The following is an 11,298-nucleotide window of genomic DNA, read 5'->3' on the forward strand; positions in this document are numbered from 1 at the left end:
GTTGTCATAAGATTATTCAGGAAGCTATCGATAAAGGCTTGAAAATGAAATAATTACAGTCGATATGTTCCTACAAACGAGAGCCAATCTTTGATATGTTTCCATCTACGAGCGTGGATATGTTCCCAATAACCATAGGGGTTGAGAGTATAGTTATACTTAAAAAATATAAAGGATAAAAAATGAAAAATTTAAATGAAGAAAAATTCGCTCACATAACTGTTTTTGAGAAAAATTTAGAGTTTCAAATAGATACTTTAGAGAAATTAAACAAGCTTTTAAAAACATTAAAAAAGTCTTTAAAAGAGTATCAAAAGCTTATGGACTATTACTACGGCAAACAAAGAAACGATGACCTAGAAGCCGATAGAAAAGGAGAGATCCCAACAGATCTAAAAAGAGCAGTTTTAAGCGAAGATGAAATTTATAATATGATGATTGACTATAGAGAGAGCGCCATTGAGATGATAGAAATAGCAACAAAAATGTTAAGAGCCTAAAATAAAAGCAAGATATGCTTTGAAGTTTAAATTTTGCTACAATAAAGTTTTAAATTTACAAAATAAATTTGATATGAATACAAAATAAATTTGAAATTATCTATAAAATAATTTCAAATTTAGCAAGTAAAGTTATATACGATTAAGATTGGCAAATTTTGATATATAAAAACCAGTTTATAGATATAAATTGTCTGTATCTGTATGTAAAAAAAATTACTTTAAGAGATTAAAAAAACATATTGACAATCTTCTATATGATTGGTATAATTATACGTGAAAATATCAATGAGGTTTACATGAAAAATAAATATATAGAGATATCAAAAAAATTAAAAGTTTTGAGTGATCCAAAACGATTAGAAATTATAGATATGTTATCTTGCGATGAGCTTTGTGCTTGTGAGATATTAGAGAAATTTGATATAACACAACCAACACTATCTAATGATATGAAAAGATTAGAAGATGCTAATCTAGTTATTAGTCGAAGAGAAGGAAAAAACATATATTATATTGCCAATAAAAAGATTTTAAAGAAGATACAATCTGGCTTAAAGGAAATATTTGATAGCGGAGATGAATGTATTTGCCACACTTGGAAAAAGTAAATTTTTCTGCATTATACATAGAAATATTTAAATATATCTATACTAAAAGAAAGAGATAGAAAAACTATGGTAAAAAATAAGAATAATGGAATTAATGTATTTCAAAAATACCTGAGCTTATGGGTATTATTTTGCATGATTGTTGGCGTACTTATAGGAAAATATATACCTATAATCCCATCTGCTTTAAGTAAAATGCAAATTGCAGGTATATCTGTGCCGATAGCAATATTAATTTGGATTATGATTTATCCAATGATGATAAAAGTAGATTTTCAAAGTATTAAAAAAGTTAGAGAAAATCCAAAAGGTCTATTTGTAACATGGGCTGTTAATTGGCTAATAAAACCATTTACTATGTTTGGAATAGCTTATTTGTTTTTCTTTATTATATTTAAAAATATCATTCCTAATGATTTGGCTAATGATTATTTAGCTGGAGCTGTTTTGCTCGGGGCTGCGCCATGTACTGCTATGGTTTTTGTGTGGTCGACTCTTACAAAGGGTGACCCTGCTTACACTGTGGTTCAAGTAGCCACAAATGATTTAATCATTTTAATAGCTTTTGTACCTATAGTAAAGTTTTTATTAGGTGTATCTAATGTTGTAGTACCATATAGCACATTATTTATTAGTGTGTTTTTATTTGTTGCTATTCCATTATTTGGAGGTGTCATCACAAGGAAAATAGTAATTGATAAAAGAGGAAAGGATTATTTTGAAAAACAATTTTCAAGTAAATTTGACGGAACGACAACAGTTGGACTACTATTGACCCTAATAATTATATTTAGCTCACAAGCAAATATAATTTTAGAAAACCCATTTCATATTTTATTGATAGCTATTCCACTTACCCTTCAAACATTCCTAATTTTTACTATAGCGTATGCCTTAAGCAAAAAAGTAGGTTTACCTTTTAAAATAGCTGCACCAGCAGGCATGATTGGAGCTTCAAATTTCTTTGAATTATCTGTAGCTGTTGCAATAGCAATATTTGGGATACATTCACCAGTTGCACTAGCTTGCACTGTAGGTGTTCTTACTGAAGTACCTGTTATGCTATTTTTAGTGAAAATTGCCAATAATACAAAACACTGGTTTTTAGAAAATAAAGAATCTTATAGAGGTTAGATATGTGGAGTTTTATTCAAGATCAAATTCTAGGTATGAAATGGCTCAATGAATTGATAGGAGAAGTATTAACAAATCTTGGTTTTGATATGACTTCAAAACTTGGAGGAAGTTTACAATTTTTCATCTATGATGTTATAAAAATTACAATATTACTTTGCGTATTGATTTTTATAATTTCTTATATACAAAGCTATTTCCCACCTGAAAGAAGTAAAAAAATTCTGGGACGTTTTAATGGATTAGGAGCAAACATCATGGCCGCATTGTTAGGAACCGTTACACCGTTTTGTTCTTGTTCATCCATCCCGCTATTCATTGGGTTTACGAGTGCTGGATTACCATTAGGTGTTACATTCAGTTTCTTGATTTCTTCTCCAATGGTTGATTTGGGTAGCCTTATTTTACTTACGAGTATCTTTGGAGCCAAAATTGCCCTAGCATATGTAGTATTGGGGCTGATTATTGCTGTAATTGGTGGTAGCCTCATCGAAAAAATGCATATGGAAAGGCATGTAGAAGACTTTATAAAAAATGCAAGTCAAGTTGATATTAGCTCTCCAAGCTTAACATTAAAAGACAGGGTTGATTTTTCTAAAACTCAAGTTAGTGACACTTTTAAAAAAGTTTTCCCTTATATTTTAGTAGGTGTGGGCATAGGGGCATTGATGCACAATTGGATTCCTCAAACTTGGGTTGAAAATATCCTAGGCAGCAAGAATCCACTTGGAGTGGTTTTGGCGACTGTTATAGGAGCACCAATGTATGTTGATATTTTTGGAGCTATACCAATAGCAGAAGCTCTATTATCAAAAGGTGCTCAACTAGGAACTGTCCTAGCTTTTATGATGGCAGTAACAACACTAAGCCTGCCATCATTAATCATGTTAAAAAAAGCAGTTAAACCAAAGCTTTTATTTTTATTCATAGGAATTTGTACTTTTGGGATAATTGTTGTAGGATACTTATTTAACATTTTTAATGCTATTTTAATTTAAAATGAAACTATTAAGTAGAAAGCAAAAAATATAAGATATTGTGAAAACAATAGATGTAAATTAAGGAGGAAAAAATGAGATTATTTCGTAAGAAAGAAAAAGAAGAGAAAGGTTGTACAATTGGTGGCAATTGTGAACCTGTTAAAGATAAGGAAGTTAAAGAAACAAGTTGTTGTGATCTAAATTACTCATCAGAGAATATAGAAAAAGCAGAAGAAAAGAAAAAAGAGAAGGGGATAAAAATACTAGGTTCTTGTTGCTCGAAATGTGCTGCTTTAGAAAAATCAACCAGGGAAGCACTCGCTGAACTTAATGTTGAAGAAAATATAGACCACATTACTGACTTTTCTCAAATCGCAAGTTATGGAGTTATGTCCACTCCGGCATTAGTTATAAATGGCAAAGTTGTATCCTATGGCAAAGTTTTAAACAAGGATGAAGTAAAAGATTTATTAGAACAAAATGGTGTAAATTAAAATGAAAAAACCAAAAGTTGCATTTATATGTGTACATAATAGCTGTAGGAGCCAAATTGCAGAAGCCTTAGGGAAAAAATATGCTTCAGATGTGTTTGACTCCTATTCAGCTGGAACAAAATTAAACAATCAGATTAATCAGGATGCAGTTCGTATTGTAAAAGAACTTTATGGAATCGATATGAATGCAAACGGACACCATAGCAAACTTATTGATGAAATACCTAATCCTGATATCGCTATTTCTATGGGATGTGATGTAGGATGTCCGTTTATTGGCAGAGCATTTGATGATGATTGGGGACTTTTAGATCCTACAGAAAAATCTGACGAAGTTTTAATAGCAGTAATAAAAGAAATCAAAGATAAAATCATTCAATTAAAGAATAGTCTTAAACACCAACATCCTGCAGCAATGTAGGGTGTTTTTATCATTTATAGAAAATTTACCGAGTAAAATGCAAATTTTGATATAATAAACCTTTTAAAGTCTAAAACAAGGAATTTTATGGTTGATTTAAATAAAATAATCCAAGCAAAACGAACAATAGCAGGATTTGTAGATGAAACTCCATTTGCCGTTTCTAACAAGCTTAGCAAAAATTATAACGCTAATGTTTATTTAAAAGAAGAAAATTTACAAAAAACAGGTGCTTATAAAATTCGTGGTGCTTATAATATGATTTCAAATTTAAGCCAAGAAGAAAAAGCAAAAGGTGTAATTGCTGCAAGTGCTGGAAATCACGCCCAAGGTGTTGCAATTAGTGCAAGAGAGTTTGGAATTCGTGCAGTTATCGTTATGCCAGAAGCTACACCTCTTTTAAAAGTAAGCGGCACAAGGGCTTTAGGTGCGGAAGTTATTTTAAAAGGTGATAACTTTGATGAAGCATATGAGTATGCAAATGAATATGCAAAAGAGCACTCTTTAACTTTTGTACATCCTTTTGATAATATTTTTGTTCAAGCAGGGCAAGGTACAACTGCTCTTGAGATGCTTGATACTGTGCCTGATTTAGACTATATAGTAGCTCCTGTTGGTGGAGGTGGGCTAATAAGTGGAGTAGCAAGTTGCGCAAAACAAATTAACCCAAATATTAAAATAATTGCAGTTGGCGCAAAAGGTGCTCCTGCTATGTTTAATAGCTTTAATGCTAAAAAGGTAGTAAATTCAAAAAGCGTAAAAACAATTGCCGATGGTATAAGTGTTAGAGATGCAAGTCCTATTACCTTAAAACATATTTTAGAAAATGTTGATGAGTTTGTTCAGGTTGATGATGAAGAGATAGCAAATGCTATTTTGTTTTTACTTGAAAGCCAAAAAATAGTTGTTGAGGGCGCTGGAGCGGTTGGAGTTGCAGCGTTAATGAGTTCTAAATTTAAATATCCTAAAAATTCAAAAATTGGCATTATTTTAAGTGGTGGAAATATCGATGTTCAAATGCTTAATATCATCATCGAAAAAGGTCTTATAAAATCTCATAGAAAGATGACAGTTAGTGTTACACTTGTTGATAAACCTGGTGCTTTGATGGGACTTACTTTAGCTTTAAAAAGCGCAAATGCAAATATTGTTAAGATTGATTATGATAGATTCTCAACTCAGATTGATTACGGAGATGCGGTTATTACTATCACGCTTGAGACAAAAGGCAAAGCTCATCAAGATGAAGTTTGCGAAGTATTAAACTCAAATGGGTATATTTTTAAAAAGATTTTTTAAAAGGATTTTAGGATGGATTTTTTAACTTTAATGATAATTTTAGTTTTAGGCATAGTTATTTTTATACTTTTTAAACAAAACAAAAAACTAAAAAAAGTTAATGAAAAGCCATCTGTCGATATTTCTACTGAGATTATAAAACTTAAAAGTGTTGGCGAACTTAATGTTTTTAAAATTTACTCAAAAGAGATAGTTACTAAGAAAAATAGCCCATTTAGTGGGCTTTGGGACAGCGTACTAGGCTGGACAATGACAAAAAAACAAATCGCAGTTATTTTTGAGTTTGAGATAGATTTTATATATGATTTAAAAAGCAAAGATTTTAAGATAGAAAATTTAGGAAATAACGATTTTAAAGTAATTATGCCACCGTGTAAATATAAATTTTCAATAACTGATATGAAAATTTATGATGAAAAAAACTCTAAATTTATGCCTTTTTTACTTCCTGATTCTCTAAATTCTTTATTTGGACCAAGCTTTGATGAGAGTGAAAAAAACAAACTAATAGGCGAAGCAAAAGATGAGATTAAAAATATGTCCGTTCAAATAATTAATGATCTTGGAGCTAAAATTCATAGCTCTGCGACTGATACGATAAAAACTTTAGCAAAAAGCTTTGGTGCTGGAAATGTAAGTTTAGAATTTACAGATAAAAATATAGAAAAAGTTGATGTTAAAGACAGCAATATAGAGCTTGGAAATGAGTTAAAACAAAAATTTATCATAGATAAAAAATAACTTTTATTTATGATTATTCCTCAAGGCTTTTTAGAACATACCCTTTTGCATATATGCTTTTTATATCAAGATTAAATTTTCTTTTTAAATTTCCAACTAAATTCTGCACAACTATGCGAGAGTTTGGCACACTTTCATAAACTGAACTTTTTATCATTTCAAAAGTTACTAAGTTATTTAAATTTGCACAAAGCAAAAGTATGAGTTTATGCATCATTGGAGTTAAAAAAATCTCTTCACCGTTTTGATAAATTTTTTCTTTTTTTAAATTTATGCTTATTTCATTGGTTAAATTTAGCAAATTTTCCTCTTTTTGGTCTTTATTTTTTAACATTAAAAGCAAGTTATCCAAAATTGCACTAAATTTGATTGATTTAAATAAAACAGCTGACTTTCCGCCTTTAAAATTTTCTAAAAATTTAAGATAAATTTGTCTTTTTGAGGCTAAAAATATAAATTGTTGATTTGGATGAATATACATAATAGAACTTAGGTCAATATCACCACAATCATCTAAATCAAGTACTATTAAGTCAATTGCTACATTTGAGTTTAAATACGCACTTATAAAACTTTCGCAATCTTGTATATATAGATTTTTAAATAATTTAATTGAGTTTTTAGCTTTTAAAATGAGTTCTTTATCTTTTGTTGCAAGCATTAAATTTAAATTTTTAAATTTATTCAAAATTTTTAATCCTTTATTTGATTTCTTATATTCTACTACAATTAAGCTAATCAAAAGCTAAAAAATGAATTTATAATAAATTTATTCTATAATTATTCTATAATAAACATTCTTTATAGTTTATGATTTTTTAAAATTTATTCTATAAAACATTGTCAGTAATTTTAAATAACTTGATATAATTACGCCTAACTTTATATAAAAAGGAAAATTTTATGAAAAATGTTTTAAGTATAGCAGGGATTGATCCAAGCGGTGGAGCTGGATTAATAGCTGATTTGAAAGTATTTATAGCTCACGAAGTTTATGCCATGGGAGTTGCTACTTCTACAACAGCACAAAACACAAAAGGTATTTTTGGAATGGAGTTAATAAGTCCAAAAATGATAAGTGATGGCATAAAAGCTATTTTTGATGATATAGAAGTTAGTGCTATAAAAATAGGCGTTGTACCAAGTGTGGAAATCATAAAAGATGTTGCAAAAACTTTGCGTGATATAAAAAATCTACCTCCTGTTGTGCTTGATCCTGTTATGGCGTGTAAAAATGGTGATATTTGGCTTGAAGGAGAAGCAAAAGAGTATATTGTAAAAGAGCTTTTTCCACTCGCAACTATCATAACACCTAATAAATTTGAAGCACAAGTTATACTTAAAAACGAAATTAAAACTTATGAAGATGCCATAAATTCAGCTAAAAAATTGCTTGATTTTGGAAGTAAAAGTGTCTTTTTAAAAGTTGGTGAGTATGATGGTAAATCACTTGATATTTTTTATGATGGAAAAGAGATTTTGCCACTTAATACAAAAAGAATTAAAACTGATGATACTCACGGTTCAGGTTGTTCTCTATCGAGTGCTATTGCTTCAAATTTAGCCAATGGCAAAGATCTTAAAAATTCAGTAATTTGTGCTAAAAATTATGTATATGATGCGATAGAAAAATCATTTAAAATAGGAAAAGGTTTTAATCCAATAAATCACTTTTATCAGTTTTACTAAAATTTCCTTCATTTTGAGCGAGTTTTTCGCTCTTTTTAATGATATTTGCATCTGTTTTATTGTTTGTTTCCATGCTTTTTTTAGTTGAGTTCTCTACCATACAAGTTTTTCCAAAAAATTTATTCAAATTTATAATATTGTCTGTTTTGTCACATTTTTCATTAGCAAAAATTTGGGTTAAAAAACAGCAAAAAAACATAATTATAATTTTTTTTATCACATTTAACCTTTAAAATTTTTAATTATATTATTATATAAAAATTTATATAATTTTTTCTAAATTTAGTTTTTTTATAATAAAAAATAATCTAAAAATTTTTAATAAATAAACCTTTAAACACTTTTATAGTAAAATACATTTTTAAATTCATAAGGAAATTTATGTTAGAAAATAGTGAATTTTATAAAAGATATAAAACTAAAAAATTATATGTTGGAAATGTAGCAGTTGGAGGCGATGCTAAGATTAGCGTTCAGTCTATGACATTTTCGAAAACACATAATGTAAAAGCTACACTCGAGCAAATTAATAGGCTTTATTTTGCAGGATGTGATATCGTAAGATGTGCTGTTTTAAGTGTTGAGGATGCAACTGCTTTACAAGAAATTAAAGAAAAAAGTCCGCTTCCAATCATTGCTGATATTCACTTTAACTATAAACACGCTTTAAGAGTGGCGCCATTTGTTGATGCTATAAGGATAAATCCAGGAAATATCGGAGGTAAGGAGCGTATAAAAGCCGTAGTCGATGCGTGTAAGCAAAGGAATTTACCAATTAGAATAGGTGTAAATTCAGGAAGCCTAGAAGAAGAGTTTGAAAAAAAATATGGAAGAACAGTTGATGGTATGCTAGCCTCTGCTGAATATAACTTTAAGTTATTGGAGGATTTTGATTTTAGAGATATTGCGATTTCTTTAAAAAGTAGCGATGTTTTTAATACAATGCAAGCCTATAGAAAGCTTAGAAGCAAGTGTGATTATCCGTTTCATTTAGGTGTTACGGAAGCAGGAACTATTTTTCACGCAACTATAAAAAGTGCTATTGCGCTTGGAGGACTTTTGCTTGAGGGCATTGGTGATACTTTAAGAGTTAGTATTACAGGAGAACTTGAAGAAGAGATTAAGGTTGCAAAAGCCATACTTCAAGACTCAGGCGTTCAAAGAAGTGGAGTAAATATTATAAGTTGTCCAACTTGTGGCAGGCTTCAAAGTGATTTAGTAAAAGCTGTAAAAATAGTAGAGGAAAAAACAAAGCATATAAAAACACCTTTAAATATCTCAGTTATGGGATGTGTTGTAAATGCTATTGGTGAGGCAAAAGGTGCTGATGTGGCAATAGCTTTTGGTAAAGGGCAGGGCTTAGTTATGAGAAAAGGCGAAGTTGTAGCAAAACTAAAAGAGGATAGGCTAGTTGAGAAATTTTTAGAAGAAGTTGAAGACGAGGTAAAAAAACGTGGCGAATAAAAATATTGAAGCTTTAATACCTTCAAATTTGTATGATTTGGATATGGAAAGAGCGATTTTAAGCTCTATTTTATACAACGAAGATGGTCTTAGTGAAATTTATGGAATAATAAATGAGGGTGATTTTTATCAAAAACAACATGGGGATGTTTTTAAAGCTATTTTAGATTGTATCAATAATGACGAGCCAATAGATAGTGCGTTTATTAAAAAAAGGCTTGAAAATAAATATAATGAACAAATTTATAATGAAATTTTAGCAACAAATTCCATTATTGATATAGTAAAATATGCAAAAGAATTAAAAGAAAAAAGCATAAAAAGAGCATTGGTTAAAATTGCTCACAAAATACCCCAAAAAGTAAATGAAGATAGCAACTCAAAAGATATGGTTGATGAGATAAGCTCTAAATTATACGCTTTAGTTGAAAATACAAGTGGTGCTGAAATAAAAGAATCTACACAAATAGTTAATGAGCTCTTAGAAGAAATAAAAAAACAAAAAGAAAACGAAGGTAAAGAAATTGTCGGACTTGATACTGGCTTTAGGTATCTAAATGAATATACAAAAGGCTTTAAAGAAGGAGAGCTTATCATTATTGCTGCTCGTCCTGGTATGGGAAAAACAGCTTTTGCATTAAATACAATTCAGCAGACTTTGGATTTAGATAAAGGGGTTGTTTTTTTCTCGCTTGAAATGCCAGCTAGTCATTTAATGATGAGAATGATAAGTGCAAAAACATCAATACCTCTTTCAAATATTTTAACTGGAAAAATGGACGATGATGAATTTAGTCGTTTTGGTGATGCATGTAACTATATGACAAACAAAAAGCTTTTTGTTTATGATAATTCATATGTTAATATTCATCAAATAAGAACCCAGCTTAGAAAATTAAAATCAAAGCATGAAGAAATTAGCCTTTGCGTAATTGATTATATCGGTTTAATGATGAGTAGCAGTAGTTTTGATGAAAGACATTTGCAAGTTGCTGAAATTTCAAGAGGATTAAAGCTTCTTGCAAGAGAGCTTAAATTGCCAGTTATAGCACTTTCACAACTTAATAGAGGCTTGGAGAGTAGGGCAAATAAACGACCAATGTTAAGTGATTTAAGAGAAAGTGGATCCATAGAACAAGATGCTGATATTATTCTTTTTGTTTATAGGGGAGATCACTATGCGCAACAAGAAGAAGATGAAAGAAAAGAAAATTGGTTAAACAGTGGAAAAGCTATAGAAGACTATGAGCCAAAATTTGTAAAAAATGTAAATGAGGAAAAAGCTGAGATAATAGTAGGTAAAAATAGAAATGGTGCTTTAGGTACTGTCGAGGTTGTATTTCAACAAAATTTTACAAGATTTATCGATGCAAGTGCAAATCCAATTAGTGAAACTGAGTTTAAAATAAGCGAATAAAATACACAATTAATGGTATTTTCATAATGATTTGCAATAAGTAATATGAAGTTGCCGACAACCACTGTAAACAACAAAAAAATATTTTTTATTCACTAGTAATAGATATGGTGTATCAAGGTAAAATTTGGGATATAAAATATTTTTAGAACATTTTCAAGGCTTATTATATTAAAAAATTGCCTTAAAAGGTTCTTGAATAAAGAAAAATATTTTTGAAAAGCTTTTGAAATGAAAAACTATGGAAAGCGGTAGGAACGTCCCACCTCCTACACACCAATCCGAGTTGGCAAGGGCGCTAGGGAGCAATAACTCCCCTAGGTAACCACCAGTAACATAAAATCTATAAATATCTATAAAACACCATAAATATTTTATATTATTATATTGACAATTACTTTGAAATTTAATATGATTAGTGTATGAATAAATTACTATCAATAGGACAAGCTTCAAAAGTTCTTGGTGTAACTATACAAACACTTAGAAACTGGGATAAAAAAGAGTTGCTAAAACCTGATGAATTAACCAAAGGTGGGGAGCGTAGA

Annotated in this window: 14 protein-coding genes; 12 read left to right on the forward strand and 2 right to left on the reverse strand. The window is 29.8% G+C overall.

Annotated features, from left to right (window positions below; genetic code table 11):
• Window positions 1–182 precede the first annotated feature (182 nt).
• The 8 genes from O6B72_RS08800 to O6B72_RS08835 all read left to right on the forward strand — a co-directional run bounded on the left by O6B72_RS08800 (window position 183) and on the right by O6B72_RS08835 (window position 6,180).
• On the forward strand, window positions 183–500 hold the full coding sequence (locus O6B72_RS08800) for a DUF4298 domain-containing protein (protein ID WP_244078816.1): 318 nt from the start codon (window positions 183–185) through the stop codon (window positions 498–500).
• A gap of 257 nt (window positions 501–757) precedes the next feature.
• Complete coding sequence (locus O6B72_RS08805) at window positions 758–1,111, forward strand: ArsR/SmtB family transcription factor (protein WP_309137736.1); 354 nt, start codon at window positions 758–760, stop codon at window positions 1,109–1,111.
• Between the two features lie 66 nt (window positions 1,112–1,177).
• On the forward strand, window positions 1,178–2,245 hold the full coding sequence (gene arsB, locus O6B72_RS08810; RefSeq protein WP_269492900.1) for an ACR3 family arsenite efflux transporter: 1,068 nt from the start codon (window positions 1,178–1,180) through the stop codon (window positions 2,243–2,245).
• 2 nt (window positions 2,246–2,247) lie between these two features.
• Window positions 2,248–3,243 (forward strand): permease, encoded by a 996-nt coding sequence (locus O6B72_RS08815; protein ID WP_269492901.1) that lies wholly within the window; start codon window positions 2,248–2,250, stop codon window positions 3,241–3,243.
• A 74-nt stretch (window positions 3,244–3,317) separates the two neighbouring features.
• Window positions 3,318–3,719 (forward strand): thioredoxin family protein, encoded by a 402-nt coding sequence (locus O6B72_RS08820; RefSeq protein ID WP_269492902.1) that lies wholly within the window; start codon window positions 3,318–3,320, stop codon window positions 3,717–3,719.
• Window position 3,720: 1 nt separating this feature from the next.
• Complete coding sequence (locus O6B72_RS08825; RefSeq protein WP_269492903.1) at window positions 3,721–4,140, forward strand: arsenate reductase/protein-tyrosine-phosphatase family protein; 420 nt, start codon at window positions 3,721–3,723, stop codon at window positions 4,138–4,140.
• An 87-nt stretch (window positions 4,141–4,227) separates the two neighbouring features.
• A complete protein-coding gene (gene ilvA, locus O6B72_RS08830) occupies window positions 4,228–5,439 on the forward strand; it encodes a threonine ammonia-lyase (protein ID WP_269492905.1) in 1,212 nt (403 codons plus the stop codon).
• Between the two features lie 12 nt (window positions 5,440–5,451).
• A complete protein-coding gene (locus O6B72_RS08835) occupies window positions 5,452–6,180 on the forward strand; it encodes a DUF4230 domain-containing protein (RefSeq protein ID WP_269492907.1) in 729 nt (242 codons plus the stop codon).
• A 13-nt stretch (window positions 6,181–6,193) separates the two neighbouring features.
• Here the strand turns inward: O6B72_RS08835 and O6B72_RS08840 are convergent, their stop codons facing one another.
• Complete coding sequence (locus tag O6B72_RS08840) at window positions 6,194–6,868, reverse strand: hypothetical protein (protein WP_269492909.1); 675 nt, start codon at window positions 6,866–6,868, stop codon at window positions 6,194–6,196.
• A 215-nt stretch (window positions 6,869–7,083) separates the two neighbouring features.
• Here O6B72_RS08840 and thiD point away from each other — a divergent pair, with 215 nt between their 5' ends.
• Window positions 7,084–7,869, forward strand: a complete 786-nt coding sequence (gene thiD / locus O6B72_RS08845; RefSeq protein ID WP_258298439.1) for a bifunctional hydroxymethylpyrimidine kinase/phosphomethylpyrimidine kinase — start codon at window positions 7,084–7,086, stop codon at window positions 7,867–7,869.
• Here thiD and O6B72_RS08850 read toward each other — a convergent pair.
• Window positions 7,835–8,089, reverse strand: a complete 255-nt coding sequence (locus O6B72_RS08850; RefSeq protein ID WP_258298440.1) for a hypothetical protein — start codon at window positions 8,087–8,089, stop codon at window positions 7,835–7,837. The genes thiD and O6B72_RS08850 overlap by 35 nt on opposite strands.
• A gap of 161 nt (window positions 8,090–8,250) precedes the next feature.
• Here O6B72_RS08850 and ispG point away from each other — a divergent pair, with 161 nt between their 5' ends.
• The 3 genes from ispG to O6B72_RS08865 all read left to right on the forward strand — a co-directional run.
• Window positions 8,251–9,333, forward strand: coding sequence for a flavodoxin-dependent (E)-4-hydroxy-3-methylbut-2-enyl-diphosphate synthase (gene ispG, locus O6B72_RS08855; protein ID WP_269492911.1), 1,083 nt, complete (start codon window positions 8,251–8,253; stop codon window positions 9,331–9,333).
• A gap of 16 nt (window positions 9,334–9,349) precedes the next feature.
• The gene (locus tag O6B72_RS08860) at window positions 9,350–10,750 is read left to right on the forward strand and encodes a replicative DNA helicase (RefSeq protein WP_415271064.1); all 1,401 of its coding nucleotides are present in this window, start codon (window positions 9,350–9,352) and stop codon (window positions 10,748–10,750) included.
• 422 nt (window positions 10,751–11,172) lie between these two features.
• The coding region (locus tag O6B72_RS08865; RefSeq protein WP_269492915.1) for a MerR family transcriptional regulator at window positions 11,173–11,298 on the forward strand (126 nt) is incomplete at its 3' end.

It is taken from the genome of Campylobacter ureolyticus, from assembly GCF_027277485.1.
In the GTDB taxonomy this organism is placed as follows: Bacteria; Campylobacterota; Campylobacteria; order Campylobacterales; family Campylobacteraceae; genus Campylobacter_B; species Campylobacter_B ureolyticus_B.